Raw genomic sequence first — 24,970 nt, forward strand, 5'->3', positions numbered from 1 at the left:
GCGGGGCCCGCGCGACCGCGACGGGCCCCGCCGACGCGCCGACGCCTCTCGACCAATCCCCGACGCACCCCTGAGGATCCCCGCCCGATGCTGAAGACGACCCACCTGACGATCGCCCTGACGGCGCTGGCCGCCGCCCTCGTCGGCCGCCCCGCCGTCGCCGACGAGCCCGAGTTCCACGCCATCTTCAACGGCAAGGACTTCTCCGGCTGGCGCGGCGAGTCCACGATCGACCCGCGCAAGTTCAAGGCCATGAGCGAGGAGGAGCGCAAGGCCAAGCTGGAGGCCGACGCGGCCGACGCCGCCCAGCACTGGAAGGTCGAAAACGGCGAGATGGTCAGCGACGGCCACGGCGTCTTCATGAGCACCGAGAAGGACTACGGCGACGTCGAGTTCACCGTCGACTTCAAGATCGGCCCCAAGGGAGACAGCGGCGTCTACCTCCGCGGCACGCCCCAGATCCAGATCTGGGACTTCACCGAGGAGGAGAAGTTCAGCCTCGGCGCCGACAAGGGCTCCGGCGGCCTCTGGAACAACTCCCCCGGCGCTCCCGGCAAGGACCCCCTCGTCCGCGCCGACAGCCCGATCGGCGAGTGGAACACCATGCGGGTGCTCCAAATCGGCGCCCGGACGACGGTCCACCTCAACGGCCAGCTCGTCGTCGACGACGCGATCATGGAGAACTTCTGGGATCGCAAGCTCCCGCTGGCCGCCGTCGGCCCGATCCAGCTCCAGACCCACGGCAGCGAGACCCGCTTCCGCAACATCAAGCTCCGCGAGATCGACCCGGACGAGGCCAACGCCATCCTCGCCGAGCGCGACAAGGCCGACGGCGGCTTCAAGCCGCTGTTCGACGGCCGGAGCCTGGACGGCTGGAAGGGCGACGCCGACGACTACGAGGTCGTCGACGGCGCGATCCGCTGCAAGGCCGGACGCGGCGGCACGCTCTACCACGAGGACGAGCTGGCCGACTTCGTCGCCCTGGTCGAGTTCAAGCTCCCCCCCGCCGGCAACAACGGCCTGGCGATCCGCTACCCCGGCAAGGGCGGCCCGGCCTATGACGGCATGACCGAGCTGCAGGTCCTCGACGACGGCCACGAGAAGTACAAGACCATCGACCCGCGCCAGGCGCACGGCTCGGTGTACGGCCAGGTGGCCGCCCATCGCGGCTACCTCCGCCCGGTCGGCCAGTGGAACTACGAGAAGGTGACCGTCAAGGGCCCCAAGATCCAGGTCGAGCTGAACGGCACGGTGATCCTCGACGCCGACGTCAGCCAGGTCACCGAGTTCATGGACGGCTCGCCGCACCCCGGCAAGGATCTGACCAAGGGCTACTTCGGCTTCGCCGGCCACAACGACCCGGTCGAGTTCCGCGAGATCCACGTCAAGACGATCGACTGACCGGGAGCCATCCCGTCCGGCGTCCGCCCCCGCTCCAGGGGGGCGGGCGTCAGGGCTCGCCGCCGTCGGTCAGTCCCCCTCCTCCAGGTACGCGATCGTGTCGCCCCCCACCGAGCAGAGTTGATAGCCGGCGTCGGCGAGGAGCGAACGCGCCCGCCCCAGATCGCCCCCCTTCAGGTGTGAGTGCTCGTAGAAGACGATCGAGGGGCGGTGGGCGCGAAAGTCGACCGACTTGAGGACCTCGTAGTCATAGCCCTCGGTGTCGATCACCAGGACGTCGAATCGATCGACGCCGTGCCGCTCCAGGAGCGTCGAGAAGGTCATGACCGGGACCTGGATGCTCGTCACGAGATCCTTGCGATGCTTGACGACGCTGAGGTGCCGCATGAGGATATCCCGGCGCAGGCTCGCGAGCTGCGAGGCCCACTCGGGGACGATCGGGTCCTCGCGGAAGCAGAAGAACTCCATGGTCCCGTCGATGCCGCCGACCGCGGCGTTCTCGAACATCACCTGATCCTCGCCCCGGTAGCGCTCGACCAGCTTCTTGAAGGTCTTGGGATGGGGCTCGACGAGGAGCCCGCGCCAGTGATACCGGTCGATGTACTTGCCGACCGGGTCGTTGCTCTTGCCGTCGTTGGCGCCGATCTGGATGACCACCGCGTCCCGGCCGCATGACGTGAACCGCTGCTGGACCAGCAGTCCGAAGACGTCGATCGACTTCCCGATGTCCCCCCCGGTTCGCACGATCTTGTAGCCGAAGGCGTTCGCGGACCTTTGGATAACCTGTCTGATCATAAGGGCATCCTGACGCGGTGGCGGGAGATCCCAGAAAAGCTAGACTGGGGATTAAATCGATCCTTTTTATCCCCGCTTGCAAGTTACAGAGTCCCGGACCGTACGACAATCACGACGCGGCCCTGGAGGATATTCGTCCTTTGGAGTGGTGATTGGCCGAGACGTGCGTTTACGTTGCTCCGCAAGATTTAAGAGTCGGGAACGATTGAGTACCGTCGGCGAGGTGCCCGCCGCGACGCTGGCGAGCGTCGGGGACGGACTCGCCGACGACGACGACCGCCGAGAGTCGGCGTGCCTCGGTGGGATTGAGGGGAGGCCGACCTCGGGACGGGTCGCGAGCCTTCCGTCGATCCGCGAAGGCGGTATCCCCGGCGCGTGACGCGACGTGGCCGGCCGACGGGGCGGATCGGGCCGGGGCAACGTCCACCGAGCCCTCGCGGCCTGCGGGGCCGACGCCCGAGTCGATGTCAGTCCGAGAGGATGCCCTTGAGGTCGAGCGTGAAGCCGGGCAGGACGTCCTCGCCGGAGAGGGTCGCGGGCTTCGCCAGGATCTCGGGATCGCGGCCGGGCCTGTGGATCTCCACCGTCTTCGTCATCGGGTCGATCAGCCAGCCGAGACGGACCCCCTGGGCGGCGTACTCGGCCATCTTGGCCCGCGCGTCCGCGAGCGCGTCGCTGGGCGAGCGCAACTCGGCGACGAAGTCCGGGACGATGGGGGCGAATCGGCGGCGCTCGTCCCGAGGGACGCGGTCCCAGCGGTCGCGGAGGATCCAGGCGACGTCCGCCGCCCGGACCGCGCCGTTGGGCAGCGTGAATCCGCCCGACGACTCGAACACCTCGCCGAGGCCGGCGGTCTCATTCCAGATGCCCAGCCGGATCACCAGTTTCGCGTTGCGACCGCTCGAATCCGATCCCGCCGGCGACATGACGATCACACCTCCGTCGGCCTGGCGTTCGAGCCGCAGGTCGGGGTTCGCGGCGCACAGGGCGAAGAAGTCGTCCGGCTCGACCTTCAGGCGCACCTCGGCCGGGACGGCCATGATCGCCGGGGACGCGGGGGCGACGGGGCGGGGCGGGGCAAGCGCGGTCGTCATGATCCGGCCTCCGTCAATCGAATAGGATTCCCTTGAGGTCGAGCGTGAAGCCGGGCAGGACGTCCTCGCCGGAGAGGGTCGCGGGCTTCGCCAGGATCTCGGGATCGCGGCCGGGCCTGTGGATCTCCACCGTCTTCGTCATCGGGTCGATCAGCCAGCCGAGGCGGACCCCCTGGGCGGCGTACTCGGCCATCTTGGCCCGCGCGTCCGCGAGCGTGTCGCTGGGCGAGCGCAACTCGGCGACGAAGTCCGGCGCGATGCGGGCGAACCGGTCCTGCTCCGCGGGGGGGACGAGGTCCCAGCGATCGCGGAGTATCCAGGCGACGTCCGGGGCCCGGACGGCGCCGCTGGGGAGCGTGAATCCGCTCGACGAGTCGAACACCTCGCCGAGGCCGTGGACCTCGTTCCACATGCCGAGTCGGATGACCAATTTCGCGTTGCGACCGCCCGACCTGGATCCCGCCGGCGACATGACGATCACACCTCCGTCGGCCTGGCGTTCGAGCCGCAGGTCGGGGTTCGCGGCGCACAGGGCGAAGAAGTCGTCCGGCTCGACCTTCAGGCGCACCTCAGCCGGGACGGCCATGATCGCCGCGGGCTCGACGGCGGCCGGGGTCGGTTCCAGGGTCGTCGCGGGCATGGTCGCGGCCTCCCTCGCGGATCGGCGGGGCGCGCGCCGCCCCCACGCGCATCGTAGGGGCGGCCTCGGATTGGCGTCAAGGCGCGGGGCTCAGGCGAGGATCGCCCGGACCGGGTGCTGCTCGACGAAGCCCGTGAGGCGGGCGTCCTGGCCCTGGAACTTGAAGGAGAGGCGGTTGTTGTCGATCCCCATGCAGTGGAGGATCGTGGCGTTCACGTCATGGATGTGGACCGGGTCCTTGACGACGTTGTAGCCGAACTCGTCGGTCTCGCCGTGGACGACGCCCTTCTTCACCCCGCCGCCGGCCATCCACATCGGGAAGCACTTGGGGTGGTGGTCGCGGCCGTAGTTGTCGCGGCTCAGCGCCCCCTGGCAGTAGATCGTGCGGCCGAACTCGCCCCCCCAGATCACCAGGGTGTCGTCCAGCAGCCCGCGCTGCTTCAGGTCGGTGATCAGGGCGTAGGTCGCCTGGTCGACGTCGCGGCACTGCACGGGCAGCTCGTTGGCCATGTTGCCGTGCTGGTCCCAGCCGCGGTGGAAGAGCTGGACGAACCGGACGTCGCGCTCCGCCAGCCGGCGGGCGAGCAGGGCGCTGCGGGCGAAGGTGCCGGGCTTGTGGACGTCCGGGCCGTACATGTCCAGGACGTGCTTCGGCTCGTCCGAGATGTCGGTCAGGTCGGGGACGCTCGTCTGCATCCGGAAGGCCATCTCGTACTGCGCGATCCGGGCCTGGGTCTCCGGGTCGGCGAACGAGTCGTACTCGCGCTGGTTCAGGCGGTTGATCGCGTCGAGCGACCGGCGGCGGACCGAGGCGTCCACGCCCGAGGGGTTCGACAGGAACAACACCGGGTCGCCGCTGGCGCGCAGGGCGACCCCCTGGTGCTTGCTGGGGAGGAACCCCGCGCTCCAGAGGCGGTTGTAGATCGCCTGCGGCGACGCCTTGCTCGACCACGACGGCGTCATCACCACGAATGACGGCAGGTCCTGATTCATCGTCCCCAGGCCGTAGCTGAGCCACGCCCCCAGGCTCGGCCGGCCGGGGATCTGGTTGCCGGTGCAGATGTAGGTGACGGCGGGGTCGTGGTTGATCGCCTCGGTCCAGGTCGTCTGGATCAGCGCGATCTCGTCGACGATCTTGGCCGTCCAGGGGAGCAGCTCGCTGACCCACATGCCGCTCTGGCCGTGGCGGGCGAACTTGTATTTCGTCGGCGCGATCGGGAAGCGGGCCTGGCCGCTGGTCATCGTGGTCAGGCGCTGGCCGTTGCGGATCGACTCGGGCAGGTCCTTGTCGTACATCGCGTCCATCTTCGGCTTGTAGTCGAAGAGGTCGTGCTGCGACGGCCCGCCGTTCATGTGCAGATAGATGGCGCGCTTCGCCGTCGGGGCGAAGTGGGGCAGGCCGGGCAGCCCGCCGGTCGCGCCCGACGGCGCCCCCGAGGGGGACGCCCCGGGGAACGCCAGGCCCTCGCGGGCCAGGAGCTCGGCCAGGGCGACGGCCCCCAGGCTCATCACCCCGGCGCGGCCGAAGAAGCTGCGACGGGTCTCGACCTGGACGTGCTCGCGGATCGGGTCCATCGGGAGGGCTCCGAGGTTGCGGGCGATCAGCCCTTGGTGACGACCTCGTCGAGGTTCAGGATGATGTTGCCGATCATCGTCCACGGCGCCAGCTCGCGGGGCTCGAACGCCGGGTCGGGCCGGGTCGCCCCCGCCTCGATCAGCGCCTTGGCCTCGTCGGCCTTGTCGGCGTAGTGCGCGGCGAAGTCCCCCAGCGCGGCGGCCAGCTCGGACAGCTCGGCGGCCTCCGGCGCGCGGCCGGCGGCGAGGCGGAACATCCGCGAGAGCCGCTCGTCGGTCGTCCCGCCCCCCTCGCGGAGCGCCCGCTCGGCCAGGGCGCGAGACGCCTCGACGTACTGGGGCTCGTTGAGCAGCAGGAGCGCCTGCAGCGGCGTGTTGGTGCGCTCGCGGCGGACCGTGCAGGACTCGCGGCTGGGGGCGTCCAGCGTGGACATCTGCGGCGGCGGGGCGGTGCGCTTCCAGAAGGTGTACAGGCTGCGGCGGTGGACCTTCCGCGGCCCCTCGTCGGCCTTGAAGACGGCCGTGTCGCTGTCGCGGTAGGCCACCGCCTCCCACAGCCCTTCCGGCTGCGGCGGCTTGACGCTGGGGCCCCCCATCTCCTCCACGAGGATGCCGCCGGCGAAGAACGCCTGGTCGCGCAGCATCTCGGCGTCGAGCCGGAACCGCGGCCCGCGCGCCAGCAGGCGGTTGTCGGGGTCCTTCGCCAGCGCCTCGGGCGTCGCCCGGGTCGACTGGCGGTAGGCGGCGGTCGAGACCAGCCGACGCATCATCGCCTTCACGTCCCAGCCTTCGTCGCGGAACGTCGAGGCCAGCCAGTCGAGCAATTCGGGGTGGCTCGGGGGCTCGCCCTGCGAGCCGAAGTCCTCCGACGTCTTCACGATCCCCGTGCCGAAGACCTGCTGCCAGAAGCGGTTGACGGCCACGCGCGCCGTCAGCGGGTGCTCCGGCGCGACCAGCCAGCGGGCCAGGCCCAGGCGGTCGGCCGGGGCGTCGGCCGGCAGCGGCGGCAGGAACGCGGGGAGGGCCCGGCCCACCTGCTCCTTCGGCTGGTCATACTCGCCGCGGTTCAGGAGGAACGCCGGCTTCGGGTCCCCCTGGCGTTCGCGGAAGATCAGGGTCGTGGAGACCTCGCCGTCGATCTTCTTCCGCTCCGCCTCGGCCTTCGCCAGCTCGGCGCGGATCGGCCGCAGGGCCTCGTCGACCTCGGACCAGCCGGCGGCGAGGAACAGGTCGATCAGCTTCTTCCGCTCCTCCTCGGTCCGCTGGGCGCGGGGCTTCTTGATGATGGCCTTCACGTCGTCGGCCAGCCCCGCGCCGTCGTCGGCGATCCGGTCGCGGATCCAGGCGGTGAGGTGGGGGTAGGTCCGGCCTTCCTGGGGAGTCCAGGTGCGCAGGCCGCTCTCGTCGAAGTAGGCGACGCCGTCGAACAGCGTGAACGCCCAGCCCTCGACGACGGTCCCGGGGGGGATGTCGAGCTTCGCCGCCGGCACTTCCAGCCGGACCCACTCGCCGTCGGTCGGCAGGTCGCCGACTCGCAGGCGCTCGACGGTCCCGGGCTTGCCCCAGTCGATGAGGTCCTCGCCCCAGGTCGCCCGACGCGACCACTCGCCGCCGATCTTCCACTGGAGCATCACCTCGCGGGGGCGGGCCTTGGGGTCCAGGTAGACGTGGGCGAACAGCGAATCCCCCTCGCCCACCTTGAGCTTCGGCCCGTTCGCCTCGATCACCTTCTGCGTCAGCCCCTTGGCCTCGATCCGCAGCGACCGCCGGCCGGACTTGACCGGGTGGGCCGACCTGGCGACGAACTCGCCGGCCCCGCTCGCGGCGGCGCCCGACGGCGGGGCGTCGTCGATCCAGGCGTAGTCCTCGCGGGCGACGACCTCCGGGCGGGCGTCGTCGGCCTTCGGGTCGTAGCTGGCGGCGAACCGCCTCCCCTCGGCCTCGACCTTCTCCTTCAGCTCGGCGACCCTCGCGTCGAGCTCCTTGATCTTCTCGGCCTGCTCGGGGGTGGGGGTCGGCAGGAACGGCGCCCAGCGCGAGGCGTTGCCGTCCATCGCCGGGCCGTCGATGTTGTTGAAGAAGGCGAAGAGCTGGTAGTACTCCTTCTGGCTGACCGGGTCGTACTTGTGGTCGTGGCAGCGGGCGCAGCCGACGGTCAGCCCGAGGAAGACGGTGCCGTTGGTGTCCACCTGGTCGGTGACATTGCGGGTGTAGACCTCCTCCTCGATCGATCCCCCCTCGGCCGTCGAGACGTGGCAGCGGTTGAACCCGGTGGCGATGAGCTGGTCGGCGGTCGGGTTCGGCAGCAGGTCGCCGGCGAGCTGCTCGACGACGAACTGGTCGAACGGCTTGTTGGCGTTGAACGCGCGGACGACCCAGTCGCGATAGGCCCACATCTCGCGGAAGTTGTCCAGGTGCAGGCCGTGGGTGTCGCCGTAGCGCGCGGCGTCCAGCCAGTAGCGGGCCATGTGCTCGCCGTACCGGGGCGAGTCGATCAGGCGGTCGACGGCCTTGTCATACGCGGCGTCGAGCCCGTCGGCGGCGACCGCGGCGAGGAAGGCCTCGGCTTCGGCGACGGTGGGCGGCAGGCCGGTGAGATCCAGCGTGACGCGGCGGAGCAGGGCGGCCGGCTCGGCCTGGGGCGAGGGCTCCAGCCCCTCGGCCTCGACCCGGGCGAGCACGAACGCGTCGACCGGCCCGCGGGGCCAGGCGGCGTGGGCCTCGGCGGGCTTCGGCGGCTCGGGCCTGGTCACCGGCTCGAACGCCCAGTGGCCCCCCCAATCGGCTCCCTCCTCGACCCATCGCCTCAGGATCGCGACCTGCTCCGCGGTCAGCGTCTTCCCGGACTTGGGCGGGGGCATCAGCATCTCGTCGTCGTCGACCTCGACGCGGAAGACGAGCCCGCTGGCCTCCGGGTCGCCGGGGACGACGGCGGCGTCGCCCGACTTGAGCACCTCGAACGCCCCCTCGTGCGTGTCCAGCCGCAGGTCGGCCTTGCGATGCCCCGGGTCGGGGCCGTGGCAGGCGAAGCAGTTCTCGGAGAGGATCGGCCGGACGTCGCGCGCGAAGTCGACCTTCGTCGTCGTCGCCGGCGCGGGCTCGTCCGCGCCCATCGTCGTCGAACCGAGCGCCGCCGCCAGGGCGGACGCCGCGAAAAGTCGAAGACCCAGATCCATGAGGGAGGCCTCCCTGGGGGCGGGATGGATCGAACGGCGGGGCGATGGCGGGTTTAACACCCTTTCAATACTACCATCATCCCGTCCCCCGGGGGAAGGTTCAAGACGTGGGCCGCGACCTCACGTCGCGCGACGGCGGCGAACGGCCAGGCCCGCCGCGCCGATCGCGACGGCGCCCATGGCGATCGACGACGGCTCCGGCACCGCGGCGGCCGTGGTGGCCGTCACGTAGCCCGACGAGACGACGCGGTTGCCCCCGGTCGGCTGGGTCTCGTACGAGACGTTGGCGAAGATCGGCGAGTCGCCCGAGGCGTTCAGCCCGCCGTTGAAGTTCAGCCGAATCTCGCTCGACGCGCCGATCACCACCTCGAAGAGGCCGGGTGAGGCGTTGACGGAGGCGTCCGGAAGATAGGAGTCGTCGTAGTGCATCGCCGTGAACGTCCAGGCGCCGCCGCCGAAGCTCCTCGCCTCGGTCTGGATGTCGATCGAGAGCACCTCCGTCCGGGCGTCGTTGGTCGTGAACGAGCCGGTCAGCGTCCCCGCGTCCATGCCGACGAAGCTCAGGTTCACGTCGCGCAGTTCGAAAACGATGTCGGCCGACGATCGGCCCGCCGTGGAGGCCAGGGCCAGGACGGTCAGCACCGACGCGCGAAGCAGGTTCCTCATCTAGTCGTCTCCTCGACAGGGGGCGATCCTCGGGGCGACCCGGCCGGGGATGGCCCCCGGCCGCGTCTCGCCCCATGAGGAACCGTTCTATCCGCGGAGTCGATCGGAAGTATGCTTTGTTGGTTATAATCACCGTCGGGGTGACGAAGTGCGACACGGCCCCCCGACCATGCGCGGACGCGGGGGAATGCATGGGATGGAGATGAAATCCGCCGGAGTTCAGCGGCTTGCGTCGATCCATCGCGGGCGTGGGTTCGGAGTTCGTCTCCACCGCCCGAGGATCATCGATGACGTTTCCGGGGGACTATTGTGATTGTTTGGACGTTAAAGTGGTCGCCGCGGTCGGCGGTGTTGCGATGGTCGAGATCCGCGATGGTCGTGTGTCGCTTCGCGGGCGTGTTGATGATTTTTTCGGGAATCCTGAAATCCCGGGAGACCCCGGCGCGAGCTTGCCTGGTGCTGGATCGTCGCTCCTTGACAATTCGGAAGCAGTGGTCGAACCGAAGCCGGCGGTCGATCGGCGGGGATCCCGCGCCGGGAGGCCGGGCGCGGGCGTCCTGAGCCCGCCGCGAGGGCGGGGGCGTCGTCGCGACGCGGACGTCCTGTCCGAGCCGCGCGGAGACTGGCGAGGAGTCGCGAAAACGCGATCGACCTCGACGAACGAAGCCAACTTGATTTCCGTGTTATATGTGAACTGATAAGGGTTTGCGGTGTTCGCGTCGGCGGGCGCGCGGACGAACGAAGCCAAACTCGCGGGCCAGTCGCCCGCCCTCCGAAGGGGCGACGGCCTTGATGCGGGCGACCTGGCCGTGCCACAATGTCAGCCGCGGCGGGCGGCGATATCGGCCCGCCTCGCCGGCCCGCCACGCCCCCCTCGCGAGTACCTGACCCACACCGGACGCGGGAGTCGCATCACGATGAACCGAATCGCGGCACGTCTCGGCGCGGCGGTGGCAATGGCGGCGACGGCGGCCCTCGCGGCGGCCGACGACCGGGTCGACTACAACGTCGACGTCCGGCCGATCCTCTCGCGGAGCTGCTTCGCCTGCCACGGGGCCGACGAGTCCACCCGCGCCGCCGACCTGCGGCTGGACGTGCGCGAGGAGGCCGTCAAGGAGACCGACGACCGGGAGGCGGCCTTCGTCCCCGGAGACCCCGACAGCTCGGTCATCCTGGAACGGATCCTGGACGAGGACGACACGCTCCGCATGCCCCCCCGCAAGGCCGGGCCGAGGCTGGCCGACGAGGAGGTGGAGATCCTCCGCAAGTGGATCGCCCAGGGGGCCGAATACGCCGAGCACTGGTCGTTCACTCCCCCCGCGGCCGCCCCGACCCCCGCCGCCTCCGACCCCTCGTGGGTCCGAGACCCGCTCGACGCCTTCATCCTCGCGCGGCTCGACGCCGAGGGGCTGAAGCCGTCGCCCGAGGCCGACCGCGCCACGCTGTTCCGCCGGCTCAGCCTGGACCTCCGCGGCCTTCCGCCGACGCTGGAAGAGGCCCGCGCCTTCGCCGCCGACCCCTCGCCCGACGCCTACGAGCGGGCCGTCGACCGGTTCCTGGCCGACCCCGCCTTCGGCGAGCGCTGGGCGCGGCCGTGGCTGGACCTGGCCCGGTACGCGGACTCGGCCGGGTACGGGTCGGACCCCCTCCGCGCCATCTGGGGGTATCGCGACTGGCTCGTCGACGCCCTCAACGCCAACCAGCCGTACGATGAGTTCACCGTCGAGCAACTGGCCGGCGACCTCCTGCCAAACCCCACCGACCGCCAGCGCGCCGCCACCGCGTTCCACCGGAACACGATGACCAACACCGAGGGGGGGACCGACGACGAGGAGTTCCGCGTCGCCGCGATCAAGGACCGGGTCGACGTGACGTTCCAGGCCTGGATGGGCCTGACGATGGGGTGCGCCAAGTGCCACTCGCACAAGTACGACCCGATCTCGCACGAGGACTACTACGCCGCCTTCGCCGTCTTCAACCAGACCGCCGACGCCGACCTGCCCGACGAATCCCCCGTCATGCCCTGGATCACGCCGGAGGTGGCCGAGCGCCAGGCCAGGCTCGAGGCCAACCTCGCCGAGCTGAAGTCGAGGCTCGCCGCCAGCCCGGACGACCAGGCGCTCAAAGACGAGGTCGCGAAGGTCGAGAAGGAGAAGGCCGACGTCCCCACCCTGCCGATCATGGTCGAGCTGCCCGTCGAGAAGCGTCGCGCGACTCATATCCTCATGAAGGGGAACTTCCTCGATCCCGGCCCCGAGGTCGGCCCCGCCCTGCCGAAGTCGCTGGGCCCGGAGCCCGAGGGGCCCGTCGACCGCTTGACGCTGGCGAAATGGCTGGTGGATCGCCGCAATCCGTTGACGGCCCGCGTGGCGGTCAACCGGACCTGGGCCGTCCTGTTCGGCGCGGGGATCGTGGAGACGGAGGAGGACTTCGGCACCCAGGGCGAGCCCCCCAGCCATCCGGAGCTGCTCGACCGCCTGGCCGTCGACTTCATGGATTCCGGCTGGGACGTGAAGGGGCTGATCCGGCGGCTGGTCACCTCGGCGACGTACCGGCAGGCGTCGCGGGTCGACCCCGTGGCGATGGAGAAGGACCCGAAGAACCGCCTCCTCTCCCGCGCCCCCCGCGTCCGCCTGGACGCCGAGCAGGTGCGGGACCAGTCGCTGGCGCTCTCGGGCCTGCTGTCGCGGAAGGTCGGCGGGCCGAGCGTCTTCCCCAAGCAGCCGGAAGGGCTGTGGCAGGCCGCCTTCAACGGCCAGCGCACCTGGGCCGCCAGCCAGGGGGCCGACGCCTACCGTCGCGGGCTGTACACCTTCTGGCGCCGCACCGTGCCATACCCGTCGATGGCCTCGTTCGACGCCCCCAGCCGCGAGGTCTGCGCCGTCAACCGGGTCCGCACCAACACGCCGCTCCAGGCGCTGGTGACGCTCAACGACCCCGTCTACGTCGAGGCCGCGCAGGCGCTGGCGCGGCGGATGATCGCCGAGGGGGGGAGCACGCCGGAGGATCGGGCGCGGTTCGGCCTGGAAATCGTGCTGGGCCGCCCGCCGCGCGACGAGCAGGTCGCGCCCCTGATCGCCCTCCACGCCGCGCAGCTCGGGCGGTATCGCGACGACCCGGCCGCGGCGGCGGCGCTGGCGACCGACCCGCTCGGCCCGCTCCCCGACGGCTCGGACGTCGCGGAATACGCCGCGTGGACGGCGGTGGCCAACGTGCTCCTGAACCTGGACTCCGTGCTGACCCGGGGGTGACGCCGTGGGACTCGACGCGAACCTCAGCCTGGAACAGTCCCTCCGCCTGCGGCTGGCGCGGGCCGAGACCCGCCGCCAGTTCCTCAGGCGGTCGCAGGCCGGCCTGGGGGCGATCGCGCTGGCCTCGCTGATGGGCCGCGACTCGCGCGCGGCCGGGGCCGCCGTCCCCCGCGTGCCGGCGAAGGCCAGGAGCGTCATTTACCTGCACATGTCCGGCGGGCCGCCGCAGCAGGACCTGTTCGACTACAAGCCGCTCCTGAACAAGTACCACATGCAGCCCTGCCCGGACGAGCTGCTGAAGGGCCAGCGGTTCGCGTTCATCAAGGGCCATCCCAAGATGCTGGGGACGCCCTACAAGTTCGCCCGCCGCGGCGAGAGCGGCCAGTGGATGAGCGACCTGCTCCCCCACACCGCCGGCGTGATCGACGAGGTCTCCGTCGTCCGCTCCATGGTCACGACCGAGTTCAACCACGCCCCGGCCGAGCTGTTCATCTTCACCGGCTCCCCCCGCAACGGCGGCGCGTCGATGGGCTCGTGGATCACCTACGGCCTGGGCTCGGAGAACGAGGATCTGCCCGGCTTCGTCGTGATGATCTCCGGCGGGACGGACCCCACCGGCGGCAAGGCCCTGTGGAGCACCGGCTTCCTCCCCAGCGTCTTCCAGGGGGTGCAGTGCCGGACCGTCGGCGACCCGGTCCTCTACGTCGGCGACCCCAAGGGGATGACCCGCGCGGACCGCCGCCGCACGCTCGACGCGCTGGACCGCCTCAACCAGATCGAGGCCGCCGAGCACGGCGACCCGGAGACGCTCACCCGCATCAGCCAGTACGAGCTGGCCTTCCGGATGCAGGCGAGCGTCCCCGACGCGATGGACGTCGGCCGCGAGCCCGAGGCGATCCGCGAGGAGTACGGCGCGGTCCCCGGCGCGGCGTCGTTCGCCAACAACTGCCTGCTCGCCCGCCGGCTGGTGGAGCGGGGCGTCCGCTACGTCCAGCTCTTCGACTGGGGGTGGGACTGCCACGGCACGGGCGCCGGCGACGACATCGTTCACCACCTCCCCCAGAAGTGCCGGGACGTCGACCGCCCGATCGCCGCCCTGATCCGCGACCTCAAGCGCCGGGGGCTCCTGGACGAGACCATCGTGATCTGGGGGGGCGAGTTCGGCCGGACGTCGATGAACGAGGCCCGCGGCGGCTCGAAGTTCCTGGGCCGCGACCACCACCCCCACTGCTTCACGCTCTGGGCGGCAGGCGGCGGCTTCAAGGCCGGCGGGTCGGTCGGCGCGACCGACGACCTGGGCTCGGGGATCGTCGAGGATCCGGTCCCGGTCCACGACCTCCAGGCCACGATCCTCCACCTGCTGGGCCTGGACCCGCACACCTTCCGGTTCCCCTACCAGGGCCTCCAGCAGCGCCTGATCGGCGTGGAGGACGGCGTCCGGATCCGCAAGGACCTGCTAGCGTGACCCGGCCCCGGGTCGTGGCCGGCGGCGATCGGCGGTAGACTGGAAGGGTCGCCCGGAGCGGCCGAGCGCCCACCACCATCCCGCCGAAGCCCACGCGCCATGACGACCCCGCCCGACGAGAACGCCGACCGACCCCGGAAGCCCGAAGCCCCCGAGGCGAGCCCCGCCCCCGGGGCGGTCGCGCCGTCGCGACGGCCTAGACTGCCCGGCGTGAACGGCCGTCGATTCGTGATCATCGCGCTGGCGGCGATCCTCCTGGCGTGGGGCACGGTCTTCGCGATCCTGGCCCCGGGGCTGTGGTCGCACCGGAAGCGGATCGAGTTCGGCCGCAAGGAGGTCGCGCCGGCCGTCCTCGGCTTCCAGAAGGTGGAGCCGCCGGGGGTCGACTTGCGCGACTGGGATCGCGCCGTCGGCGACATTCGCTCGCTGGTCATGGACGCCACCCGCTCCGGAGGCCTGACCATCGAGGAGGCGACGGCCCTCCGCGACGACATCGGCGCCACCGCCGACCGCGCCGCGGCCCATCCCGAGAACGCCGTCCACGAGCTGGCCGACCTGTGGGACCGCGTCGCCGAGATCGCCCGCCGGGTCCGACCCGCCGGCTCCCAGCACCTCGACCGCAGCCACCCCAGGCCGCCGCTCCTGCAGGCGGGATCGGGCCCGCCGGCCTGACCCCTCGCCGGGGCGGGGGGGACGAGCCGACGGGATGACGACGGAGGGCGCGATGGCGGACGGGCCGGACGTCGAGGAGTCGGGAGGGCGCGAGGGGCCGCGTCGGCCATCGCGCGCGCGGCGGTGGTCGGGGCGCGGGGCGAGGATCGCGGCCGGGCTGGCGGCGTGCTGGCTGCTGGCGGCGTACCTGATCGCGCCGTTCTTCTGGACGCACTACGAGCATCACCCGGCCATGATGGAGGCCCCCAGGGTCTCGCTCACGGCGCAGGGGATCCCGGGCGATCCGCTGAACGTCGGGCTGATCGGGACGAAGGCGGGGGTCGTGGCCGCGATGGCCGACGCCGGCTGGGACCCGGCCGACCCGGTCACGCTCCGCACCAGCCTGGAGATCGTCGTCGGCGTGCTGCGGGATCGGCCGTATCTCGACGCCCCCGTGAGCCCGCTGTTCGTCTTCGGCCGGAAGCAAGACCTGGCCTTCGAGAAGCCCGCCGGCGACAGCCCCAGGCGCAGGCATCACGTCCGGTTCTGGGAGTCGACCGCGCTGGGCCGGGACGGCGTCCCGCTCTGGATCGGGGCCGTGACGTTCGACCGGAGCGTCGGCCTGAGCCATCGCACGGGGCAGGTCACCCACCACATCGCCCCGGACGTCGACGCCGAGCGCGACGCCCTCGTCGCCGGCCTCCGCGAACGCGGCCAACTTCGCGAGGTCTTCCAGGTGACGGGCGTCGGCGCGACCCTGTTCGGCCGCAACGGCGGCGGCGATCCCTATTACACCGACGGCGAGCTGACCGTCGGCGTCCTCGCCCCCCCCGGACGCGAGGACGATTCGCCCACGACGCTGGGCAATCCGCCCGTCATCCGGCTCAAGGAACAGCTCTGGTCGGCCGTCAGGCCGATGCTCCAATCGATCCAGGGCGACCAGCCCGAGGAGGCCCCATGAACCGACGTGTCGCCCTGAAGCTGGGCGCGGCGGCGATGCTGCCGTGGACCGCCCGCGAGTCGGCCGCGACCGACGCCGACATCGGCCGGGTGATGACCGTCCTCGGCCCGATCGCGCCGGAAGACCTGGGCGTCATGCTGCCGCATGAGCATATCCTCGTCGACTTCGCCGGGGCCGACGCCGCGACGCCCGATCGCTACGACGCCGACGAGGTCGTCGCCGTCGCTCGGCCCCATCTGGAGCGGATAAAGGCCCAGGGCGTCCGCTCGCTGGTCGAATGCACGCCCGCCCATCTCGCCCGAGACCCGGCGATCCTGCGGCGGCTCTCCGAGGCGACGGGGCTGCACATCCTGACGAACACCGGCTACTACGCGGCCGGCGGGGGAAAGTACCTGCCCGCCCACTCGCGGACGGAGTCGGCCGACGAGTTGGCGGCGCGCTGGCTGGCGGAGTGGCGCGAGGGCATCGGCGGGACGGGCATCCGGCCGGGGTTCCAGAAGATCGGCGTCGACGCCGGGCCGCTGCCGGACGTCGGCGTCAGGCTCGTCCGCGCGGCGGCGCGGGTCCACAAGGCCAGCGGCCTGACGATCGCCGCCCACGCCGGCGACGGCCGCGCGGCGCTCCAGGAACTGGACCTGCTGCGCGAGGAGGGGGTCTCCCCGTCGGCGTTCATCTGGGTCCACGCCAACGCCGAGCCCGACGCGGCCCTTCACGCCGAGGCCGCCGCGCGCGGCGCGTGGGTGGAATTCGACGGCGTGGCGCCGGGGACCATCGACCGCCACGTCGAGTTGGTCGCCGCCATGAAGGCCGCCGGCAGGCTCGACAGGGTGCTGCTCTCGCACGACGCCGGCTGGTATCACGTTGGCGAGCCCGGCGGGGGCGAGTTCCGCCCGTACGACACGCTCTGGGGCTCCCTCGTCCCGGCCCTGCGCCGGGCCGGCTTTACCGAGGCCGAGATCCACGGGCTCACCGTCGACAACCCTCGCGAGGCCTTCACCGTCCGCGTCCGCCCGGCGTGACGCCGAAGCCGCGCCGGGGTATCCTGGCGCCGTCGATCCGCGACGAACCGAATCGGACCCGGAGCCGGAGCCCGCCGCATGTCCCAGACGCCCGACGCCGCCGCGACCGCCCCACGCCCGGCGAGGAAGCTCTCGCGGCGCCGGCTCTGGCTGTTCCGCCTCGTCACGCTGCTGGCGTTGGCGGCGGGGCAGGAGGCGCTGTTCCGCGTCGTCTTCCCGACGCCGGAGATCGTCGGCTTCAACCGCGTCCACTACCAGCAGATCGCGCAGTCGCACCCGCAGATCGGCAGGGCGATGGAGCGCGGGCTCGTGTACGACCGCCTGCTGATCGAGAGCCGGCCCGACGGCTTCTCGGAGGTCCAGAGCCTCAACGCCTACGGCTTCCGAGGCCCCGACTTCCGCGCCGACCCCGACCCGGCGCGGCGGCGGATCCTCGTCATCGGAGACAGCGTCGTGGAAGGGCAGGGGGCGTCCGACGGGACCACCATCACCGCCGCCTGGTCGCGGATGCTGGCGAGCGAGGGGACGCCGGCGGAGGTGATCAACCTGGGCGCCATCGCCGCCAGCCTCCCCCACCTGTGGTCGATCACGCGCGACGCCGTGCCGCTGCTGCGCCCTTCCGACGTCGTCATCTCGATCTACCCCAACGACCTCCCCGCGCCGTTCACGCCGACGCTCTGGAACGAGCCCGCGAGGAAGTTCGAGCGGGCCCAGGTCGACTACCGGCCGAAGATCGTCGACCTGATCGAACGGGCGATCATCGAGAAGCCGATCCATCGCCGCTGGTTCCACCCCGCGATCCGCTTCTTCTCGCCGGTCCCCGACGGCACCAACCCCTGGTCGGACGGCCGCCCCAAGCCCCCCTCGCTCCGCGCCGACCTGTATGAAGACATGAAGGCGGGCCGACTCAACCCCTGGCTCCACGCGCAATCGCGCGACGTCCCCGGCCAGCTCGGGCACGACTTCTCGACGGGGGGCTCGCCGATCCTGTTCCTGGAGCGGATGCGCGACGTCTGCCGCGCCTCGGGCGCGCGGATGATGGTCGCCTACACGCCGTTCTGCGGAGTCGTCGGCCCGCGCTACGCGCCGGCGCTCGTCGATGTCGGCATGGACCCCGACACGGCCGAGGCCCTGGCGACCGACCCGAAGTACCGGGGCCAGAATCGCGTCATGGCGGACGTCTGCCGGCAGTTGGGCCTGCCGCTGGCCGACGCCACCGCCGACCTGGAGGCCGCCGATTCCTCCGCCCCGCAATACTGGGCTTACGACACCCACCCCAACCCCGACGGCTACGCCACCATCGCCCGCCGGATCCACGAGACCTGGAAGGCGTCGCTCGCCCAACCGCCGGAACCCTGACCCCGGAGCCCCCCATGATCCGACCCGCCGTCGCCTGCCTGCTGATCCTCGCCGGGTCGACGGCCCTCGCCCAGCCGCCCGCGGGCGGGGACGACGAGGCCGTCCGCGACGTCGTCCGCCGCTACGTCGAGGCGCGCGAGGCCCGCGACGCGAAGGCGGTCGAGGCGCTCCTCACGGCCGACGCCGACCAGCTCGTCTCCGACGGGACCTGGCGCCGGGGCCGCGACGCCCTGGTCCGGGGGATGCTCGAATCCTCGAGCAAGAACCCGGGGAAGCGGACGATCGAGGTCGAGTCCGTCCGCCTCCTCGGCCCCGACGTCGCCCTGGCCGACGGCCGCTACACCCTGGCCGGCGCCGGCCCGGACGCCCGGGCGATGTGGACGACGATCATCCTGGCCCGCGCGGACGGGGGCTGGAAGATCGCCGGCATCCGCAACATGCTGCCGGCGCCGGGGGCGAAGTAGGCGGCGGCCGTCACTCCCCGTCGAGGGCGCGGAGCCAGGCGGCGGCGTCGGCGTCGCTGGGCATGCGCCAGTCGCCCCGCGGGGAGAGGCTGACGGTGCCGACCTTGGGGCCGTCCGGGACGCACGAGCGCTTGTACTGCTGGGCGAAGAACCGCGACAGGAACGTCCGCAGGGTCTTCTCCACCAGCTCCGGCGGGTACGGCCGGGAGAACTCGGCGAACCGGGCGAGGAACAGGATCTTCGCCGGGGTGCAGCCCAGCCGGATCGCGTGGTACAGGAAGAAGTCGTGCAGCTCGTAGGGGCCCAGCACGTCCTCGGTCGACTGGAGGATCTCCCCCCGACGCGAGGCCGGCAGCAGCTCGGGCGAGATGGTCGTCTCGGCGATGGAGTTGAGCACGTCGCGCGTCGTCCCGGCCGGGAACTCGTGCTGGGCGACGTAGGCCACCAGGAAGCGCACGAGCGTCTTCGGGATCGACGCGTTGGGGTTGTACATGCTCATGTGATCGCCGTTGTACGTGCACCACCCGAGCGCCAGCTCCGAGAGGTCGCCCGTCCCGACGACGAACCCGCGCGACATCAGCAGGAGCGTCCGCAGCCGCGCCTGGACGTTCTCGAAGACCAGATCCTCGAGGTGCCCTTCCGGGAGGTTCGCCAGGGCCTCGCGGAAGGCGGCGACGTCCATGTCGCGGATGTCGATCCCGAACGGCGAGTGCTTCAGGGCGCGGAACGTCTGGAAGGCCGGCTCGGTGATGTCGATGGTCTCCGACGAGACGCCCAGGTCCTCCATCAGGGCTAGCGCGTTGGCGAGCGTCCGGCCGGTCGTGCCGAAGCCGGGCATCGTCAGCCCGCGCAGGCGCTTGCGGTCCACTCCCAGCAGGTCCAGCGTCTTCACGGCGACCAGCAGCGCGAGCGTGGAGTCCAGCCCGCCGGAGACCCCCAGGTGGAGCGTCGTCCCGGGCAGCTTCTCGACCCGCTTGGCCAGGCCGGCGACCTGGATCGCGAAGATCTCGGCGCAGCGGCGGCCCAGCTCGGGGCCGGCCTCGGGGACGAACGGGGTGGCGGGGACGTGACGCTTCAGATCCGTCGGCTCGGTCGAGGCCAGGCCCACGGGGACGCGGCGGAACGGCCGCGTCTGGCCCAGCGGCGGGTTGAACGACGCCTCGGTGCGACGGAGGTGCGTCAGCCGCGCCACGTCCACGTCGCGCTCGATCCAGTACGACCCCCGCTCGACGGGCCCGCCGTCGCCCACCCGGCGCGACTCGGCCAGGAGCTTGCCGTTCTCGGCGATCAGGGAGTGGCCGCCGAAGACCAGGTCCGTGGTCGACTCCGTCGGCCCCGCCCCGGCGTAGGCGTAGGCCGCCACGCACCGCGCCGACTGCCCAGTCACCAGGTCGATCCGGTACTCCCCCTTGCCGATCGTCTCGTTGCTGGCCGAGAGGTTCAGCAGGATCGTGGCCCCGGCCAGCGCCTGCCACGCGCTCGGGGCGATGGGGAGCCAGAGGTCCTCGCAGATCTCCACGCCGATCAGCGCGTCGCGCCCGGCCTCGTCGGCCCCCTCGGCCTGGAACAGCAGGTCGACGCCGAACGGGACGGCGCGGCCCAGGATCTCCACCTCCGCCGGCTCCACGCCCCGCCCGGGCTCGAACCAGCGGCGCTCCTGGAACTCCTTGTGATTCGGAAGGTGCTGCTTGGGGACGATCCCCCGGAGGCCGCCCCCGTCGATCACCGCGGCGCAGTTGTAGAGGTACGGGCCGATCCCGACCGGCAGGCCGACGACGACCACCCGCGGCCGCCCCGCGTTGGCCTCGACCACCGCCGCCAGCGCGTCGAGCGCGGCGCGGAGCAGCGTCGGCTGGTGGAAGAGGTCGGCGCAGGTGTAGCCGGTGAGGCAAAGCTCCGGGAACAGGACGACGTCGCAGGCCCCCGCGCGGTCGAGGACGTCCGCGATCTCCCGCGCGTTGGCCGCCGGGTCGCCCACCGTGGTCCGGATCGTCGCGGAGGCGACGCGGACGAGTCCAAATTCGTTCATGGGATCCCCGGCGTGTCCGAGGGCCGCGGATTGACCGGCCCGATCCGTCGAGAGTAAAACAGGACCGCCCTGGCATCAATGCGACATCGGAGCGCCGGCGATCCCGCCGCCTCCCCGCGCCTCCGCCCGGTCCCGTCGGCACGGCCCCTCGGACGCCCCCACATGCCGAACATCCCGCGACGCCTCATCGCCGTGATCGTGATCGCCCTGGCCGCCCGCGGGGGGCCCGGCCTGGCGCAGGCCCCGCTGGGCGAGGCCCGCCGCCCGTTCGCCAGGCCCGGGCCCCCGCGCCCCGTCGAGCGGGTCCGCTCCTACGACGTCCGCCACATCAAGGCGGTGCTGACGCTGGACATGGAGAAGGACTCCCTGGCCGGCGCCGTGACCCACACCATCGCCCCGCTGCGCGCGACCCTCTCCCGCATGGCGCTGGACTGCGGCCCGGCGCTGGAGGTCTCGCGCGTCACCGTCGGGCCGGGGGGGGACGAAGCCCCGTTCCAGCACGTCGACGAGACCCTGGTGATCACGCTCGACCCGCCGAGGCCCGCCGGCGAGCCGTTCGACGTGACCGTCGCCTACTCGGGGACGCCCGAGAACGGCCTGCGCTTCATCCCCCCCGACGCGTCCGACCCCGACCGCCCCAAGGCCGCCTGGACCCAGGGGCAGGTGGCGGAGAACCGCCACTGGCTCCCCTGCTACGACGCGCCGAACGACCTGGCGACGACCGAGATGATCGTCACCGTCGCGAGGCCCTACTCGGTCGTCTCCAACGGCGCCCTCGTCGCGACGACCGACGCCCCCGACGGCGGCCGCTCGTTCCACTGGAAGATGGACCAGCCCCACGCCAGCTACCTCGTCACCCTGGCGGTCTCCGAGTTCAACGTCTTCCGCGACGAGGCGGCCGGCGTGCCGGTCGAGTATTACGTCCTGAAGAACGTCGACGAGCCCACGGCGCGGCGGTTCATGGGCCTGACCCCGAAGATGATGACGTTCTTCGCCGAGGTCACGGGCCAGCCGTATCCGTACCCCAAGTACGCCCAGGTCTGCCTCCCCGAGTTCAACGGCGGGATGGAGAACGCCTCCGCCACGTCGATGACCGACGCCGCCCTTCTCGACCCCATCGAATCGCTCGAAGGGGGGCAGGAGGGGTTGGTCGCCCACGAGCTGGCCCACCAGTGGTTCGGCGACCTGATGACCTGCAAGGACTGGTCGCACCTCTGGCTCAACGAGGGCTTCGCCTCGTACTTCGACCCCCTCTTCTTCGAACGCGAGAGGGGAGAGGAGGAGTTCCGTCTCCTGATGCGCGGCGCCCTCGAGAACTACCTGGCCGCCGATCGTCGCTACCGTCGCCCGATCGTGGAGACGCGGTTCGACAACCCGACGCAACTGTTCGACGGCATGGCCTATTCCAAGGGCGCCCTCGTCCTGCACGCGCTCCGCGGCGTGCTGGGCGACGAGGCGTGGTGGAAGGGCGTCCGGCATTACGTCGCGACGAACAAGTTCCGCAACGTCGAGAGCGAGGACCTCCGCAAGGCGTTCGAGTCCGCCACGGGGGAGGATCTCGGTTGGTTCTTCGACCAGTGGGTCTACAAGGCGGGCCACCCCGAGCTGAAGGCCTCGTGGCGATATGAGCCCGACGACCGGACGGTCCGCCTGAAGGTCGAGCAGGCGCAGAAGCTCGACGACCAGACGCCACTGTTCCGCCTGCCGACGACCGTGGAGATCATCGACGCCCCCGGGATGTCGCGCCGGGTCGCCGTCGTGATCGACGGGGCGTCGCGCGAGTTCGTCCTCCCCGCCGAGTCCGAGCCGAGGGCCATCCTCCTGGATCCCGACGGCTGGATCCCCAGGCAGACGGAGTTCGAGCGGAGCGTCGCCGAGCGGCGATTTTTGCTGGAACACGGCCCGAACGTCCTGGCCCGTCTCGACGCCGCGGAGGCCCTCGCGGACGAGGCGGGGGGCGACGCCGAGGCGCGCGAGGCGCTCGCCGAGGCCTGGAAGCGCGAGGAGTCGCCGAAGGCCGCCGCGATGATGGTGGAGGTGATCGCCCGGGGCGACGCCGCGTTTCGCCCCGCGCTGCTGGCCGCCGCCGCGTCGCCCGAGGCCCGGGTCCGCGTGGCGGCCGCGCGTGGCCTGGCCCAACTCGACCGCGATCCCGCCGCCGAGGCCCTGCTGCGCGAGGTCTGGGGCGATCCCCAGGCCCCCTACGGCGCGCGCCAGGCCGCGTTGCTGGGGCTGGTCGGCTGGAAGGTCGAGGACGCCGAGGAGATCGTCGAGGCCGCGCTGGAACTCCCCGCCGGCCGGCACGTCCTGGCCGCGACGGCGCTGGGGCTGGTGCTCGGCCGCGGCGACGCGCGCGCCCGGGAGCTGGCCGCGGCCTACGTCGGGCGCGACAAGTCGCCGCGGCTGCGGATCGCCGCGCTGGAGGCGCTCGGGAGGCTCGCCCGGGACGACGCGGCGCTCCGAGACGTCATCGTCCCGCTGGCCGACGATCCCGACCGCCAGGTCCGCGTCCGGGCCTGGGAGCTGATCGGCCGCCATCGGATCAGGAAGGCCCTGCCGATCCTGGAGGCCCGCCTCAAGGTGGAGAACTTCGGCTTCAACGCCCGGGCCCGCGACGCCCTCGAACGCGCCATCGAAGCCCTGAAACAGCCCGAGCCGGCCGCGGGATCCCCCGTGGCCGAGGCGCCGGCGAAGGCCGACGCCGGGGCGCGATGGGACGACCTCATGAAGCGGCTCGACGAGCTGGAGCGGCTGCTCCGCGCGATCCGGGATCGGGTCGAGGAGGTCGCCCCGCGCTGAGGCCGCCCGCCGTCACTCGCCGCCGAACGGCGAGAGCGTCGGGGCGGCCGAGATGCCGTCCGCGCCGGGGGGCAGCGGCTCGCCGACGGTCCCGACCTTGTCGGGGTCGACCAGCGTCGGGCTCGGCTCCAGGACCGGGGCGGACGGGAGTCGGACCGATCCGGCGTGGCGCTCGAACCGCCGAGGACCGTTGCAGCCCGTCGCCAACCCGATCGCCATCAGCAGCGCGGTCGCGCGAAACAGTGACTTCATCGTCATCCTCCATGGGTGGTAAGCGCGGGCCAATCCCGGCCCGCCGACCACCGGAGGATATCGCCCCGGCGAGATCCGCCAAGTCGAATTTCCGTCAAGTCCGCGACGCGCCGTGCCGAAGGAGCCCCCCCATGGACCCGATCGACGCCGCCCCCTGGCCCTTCGAGGAGCCCCCCGACTCCGAGGCGATCACCCTCGATCGCGTCGTGACCGGCGAGGCCCCCATCCGCCTCGTCGCCCACGACGACGACGGCTGGCAGTTCCTCGACGGCGAGCACGTCTTCGAGGAAGACGGCCGGGTCGTCCTGATCGGCGAGATCGTCCAGATCGACCCCACCCTCCTCGAACTGGCCGACCTCCCCGTCGGCTGGCACGCCCGCCGACCGGACGTCGGCACCCCCTGGACCCGCCTGGAGGGCGAGCCGGAGTAGGGGGCGGTCGGGCCCTCGTGCCTCGAACCAACGATGCAAGGATCCCCGGTCCAACGGACGTGAGACCGCCGCCTTCATGGAGGTATCCCCGAGGGGCCGCGCTGGGCGTTTTTTGCACACCCTGGATGCAGAAACGCCAATGGCGAGGGCATGGCGGCCGGGAGGCCGCGCGGCCGTCGGCCGCCGCCGCGTGGCGTGCGGGCGTCGCGGCGTCGCGAAAACGCCTGGGAGTCCGACGGGAAACGGGGCGGCGTGCTAGATCTTTCATGGGTCGGCGCGAACCTTTCGCCATTCGCCGGCGTCCGACCCGTGGCCGGCGCGCGACTTGCGGTAGCAGTCGGCCGTCCCTGTCTTTCGACAATCAGTTCCCACTTCGGAGGCGACCCATGAGCCCGAAGAAGCGTCGCAAGATCTATGGGGTCCGTCGGGAAACGCGCAGGACGCGAGGCTGGACGCGGTGGTTCCAGGAAGGCATGTTCGACGCCGATTCGGCGGGCAGCATCCGACTCCGCACGGTCCTGTTCGGCCAGAAGGCCTGAGACGCCGCGGGTCGCGCGGCTCATCTCCCCCCAGTCAGAGGAGGCCATGAGGGACCTCGTTTCTCGGGTCCGCCCGAGTTTCTACCCTTCCTGACGTCAAGACGCGGCCTCGGGCGGCCCATCGGGCAACCCGGGGCCGCGTCCGCGTCTAGGTTCTGTCTGACGGCTCGTAAAGCGTTACGATGGCGGCTTCACCAGGGAGGCCGCGATGACGCGACGCTATGAGCTGAAGGACGAGGAATTCGCGCTGATCGCCGACCTACTCCCGCCGACGGGGCGGCCGGGCGGGCGATGGAACGACCACCGGACGACGCTCGACGGCGTCCTCTGGATCCTGCACACGGGGGCCCAGTGGCGCGAACTGCCCGAGCGTTACGGCAAGTGGAAGAGCGTCTACGACCGC

The 24,970-nt window shown here is 71.6% G+C and carries 20 protein-coding genes; 12 read left to right on the plus strand and 8 right to left on the minus strand.

The window, feature by feature from the left end; translation table 11 throughout:
- The first annotated feature begins 87 nt into the window (after window positions 1-87).
- Entirely contained in the window at window positions 88-1,401 is a 1,314-nt protein-coding gene (locus tag WG209_RS14905) for a DUF1080 domain-containing protein (protein WP_337175854.1), read from the plus strand.
- Window positions 1,402-1,470: 69 nt separating this feature from the next.
- Here WG209_RS14905 and WG209_RS14910 read toward each other — a convergent pair whose 3' ends face one another.
- From WG209_RS14910 to WG209_RS14935, 6 genes are all read right to left on the minus strand, one after another.
- Window positions 1,471-2,196, minus strand: coding sequence for an FkbM family methyltransferase (locus WG209_RS14910; RefSeq protein ID WP_337175855.1), 726 nt, complete (start codon window positions 2,194-2,196; stop codon window positions 1,471-1,473).
- A 467-nt stretch (window positions 2,197-2,663) separates the two neighbouring features.
- Window positions 2,664-3,290, minus strand: a complete 627-nt coding sequence (locus WG209_RS14915; protein WP_337175856.1) for a Uma2 family endonuclease — start codon at window positions 3,288-3,290, stop codon at window positions 2,664-2,666.
- 13 nt (window positions 3,291-3,303) lie between these two features.
- On the minus strand, window positions 3,304-3,930 hold the full coding sequence (locus tag WG209_RS14920; RefSeq protein WP_337175857.1) for a Uma2 family endonuclease: 627 nt from the start codon (window positions 3,928-3,930) through the stop codon (window positions 3,304-3,306).
- A gap of 90 nt (window positions 3,931-4,020) precedes the next feature.
- On the minus strand, window positions 4,021-5,505 hold the full coding sequence (locus WG209_RS14925; protein ID WP_337175858.1) for a DUF1501 domain-containing protein: 1,485 nt from the start codon (window positions 5,503-5,505) through the stop codon (window positions 4,021-4,023).
- Between the two features lie 26 nt (window positions 5,506-5,531).
- Window positions 5,532-8,681, minus strand: coding sequence for a PSD1 and planctomycete cytochrome C domain-containing protein (locus tag WG209_RS14930; RefSeq protein ID WP_337175859.1), 3,150 nt, complete (start codon window positions 8,679-8,681; stop codon window positions 5,532-5,534).
- Between the two features lie 120 nt (window positions 8,682-8,801).
- Window positions 8,802-9,347: a PEP-CTERM sorting domain-containing protein gene (locus WG209_RS14935; protein ID WP_337175860.1), complete on the minus strand. Its 546-nt coding sequence runs from the start codon at window positions 9,345-9,347 to the stop codon at window positions 8,802-8,804.
- A gap of 917 nt (window positions 9,348-10,264) precedes the next feature.
- Here WG209_RS14935 and WG209_RS14940 point away from each other — a divergent pair.
- The 7 genes from WG209_RS14940 (at window position 10,265) to WG209_RS14970 (ending at window position 18,517) form a co-directional block, all read left to right on the plus strand.
- Window positions 10,265-12,598 carry a PSD1 and planctomycete cytochrome C domain-containing protein gene (locus tag WG209_RS14940; RefSeq protein WP_337175861.1) on the plus strand — a complete coding sequence of 778 codons (2,334 nt, stop codon included), beginning with the start codon at window positions 10,265-10,267 and terminating at the stop codon, window positions 12,596-12,598.
- Window positions 12,599-12,602: 4 nt separating this feature from the next.
- Window positions 12,603-14,063, plus strand: a complete 1,461-nt coding sequence (locus WG209_RS14945) for a DUF1501 domain-containing protein (protein ID WP_337175862.1) — start codon at window positions 12,603-12,605, stop codon at window positions 14,061-14,063.
- 99 nt (window positions 14,064-14,162) lie between these two features.
- Window positions 14,163-14,735: a hypothetical protein gene (locus WG209_RS14950; protein WP_337175863.1), complete on the plus strand. Its 573-nt coding sequence runs from the start codon at window positions 14,163-14,165 to the stop codon at window positions 14,733-14,735.
- A gap of 34 nt (window positions 14,736-14,769) precedes the next feature.
- Entirely contained in the window at window positions 14,770-15,675 is a 906-nt protein-coding gene (locus WG209_RS14955) for an LssY C-terminal domain-containing protein (protein WP_337175864.1), read from the plus strand.
- Window positions 15,672-16,694, plus strand: a complete 1,023-nt coding sequence (locus WG209_RS14960) for a hypothetical protein (protein ID WP_337175865.1) — start codon at window positions 15,672-15,674, stop codon at window positions 16,692-16,694. Before WG209_RS14955 ends, WG209_RS14960 begins: the two co-directional genes overlap by 4 nt.
- Window positions 16,695-16,772: 78 nt before the next feature.
- Window positions 16,773-18,053: an SGNH/GDSL hydrolase family protein gene (locus tag WG209_RS14965; protein WP_337175866.1), complete on the plus strand. Its 1,281-nt coding sequence runs from the start codon at window positions 16,773-16,775 to the stop codon at window positions 18,051-18,053.
- A 14-nt stretch (window positions 18,054-18,067) separates the two neighbouring features.
- Window positions 18,068-18,517 carry an SgcJ/EcaC family oxidoreductase gene (locus WG209_RS14970; protein WP_337175867.1) on the plus strand — a complete coding sequence of 150 codons (450 nt, stop codon included), beginning with the start codon at window positions 18,068-18,070 and terminating at the stop codon, window positions 18,515-18,517.
- A gap of 10 nt (window positions 18,518-18,527) precedes the next feature.
- Here WG209_RS14970 and WG209_RS14975 read toward each other — a convergent pair whose 3' ends face one another.
- The gene (locus tag WG209_RS14975; protein ID WP_337175868.1) at window positions 18,528-20,546 is read right to left on the minus strand and encodes an NAD(+) synthase; all 2,019 of its coding nucleotides are present in this window, start codon (window positions 20,544-20,546) and stop codon (window positions 18,528-18,530) included.
- A gap of 162 nt (window positions 20,547-20,708) precedes the next feature.
- On the opposite strand from WG209_RS14975, the gene WG209_RS14980 reads away from it, so the two are divergent.
- A complete protein-coding gene (locus WG209_RS14980; RefSeq protein ID WP_337175869.1) occupies window positions 20,709-23,345 on the plus strand; it encodes a M1 family aminopeptidase in 2,637 nt (878 codons plus the stop codon).
- Window positions 23,346-23,357: 12 nt separating this feature from the next.
- On the opposite strand, the gene WG209_RS14985 is transcribed toward WG209_RS14980, so the two are convergent.
- A complete protein-coding gene (locus WG209_RS14985; protein WP_337175870.1) occupies window positions 23,358-23,597 on the minus strand; it encodes a hypothetical protein in 240 nt (79 codons plus the stop codon).
- Window positions 23,598-23,728: 131 nt separating this feature from the next.
- Here WG209_RS14985 and WG209_RS14990 point away from each other — a divergent pair, with 131 nt between their 5' ends.
- The 3 genes from WG209_RS14990 to WG209_RS15000 all read left to right on the plus strand — a co-directional run.
- Complete coding sequence (locus tag WG209_RS14990; protein WP_337175871.1) at window positions 23,729-24,028, plus strand: hypothetical protein; 300 nt, start codon at window positions 23,729-23,731, stop codon at window positions 24,026-24,028.
- A gap of 386 nt (window positions 24,029-24,414) precedes the next feature.
- The gene (locus WG209_RS14995) at window positions 24,415-24,567 is read left to right on the plus strand and encodes a hypothetical protein (RefSeq protein WP_337175872.1); all 153 of its coding nucleotides are present in this window, start codon (window positions 24,415-24,417) and stop codon (window positions 24,565-24,567) included.
- A 208-nt stretch (window positions 24,568-24,775) separates the two neighbouring features.
- Window positions 24,776-24,970 (plus strand): transposase (locus tag WG209_RS15000; protein ID WP_337173239.1); only part of this gene is annotated, 195 nt, incomplete at its 3' end.

This window comes from Paludisphaera sp. (genome assembly GCF_037189885.1).
In the GTDB taxonomy this organism is placed as follows: Bacteria; Planctomycetota; Planctomycetia; order Isosphaerales; family Isosphaeraceae; genus Paludisphaera.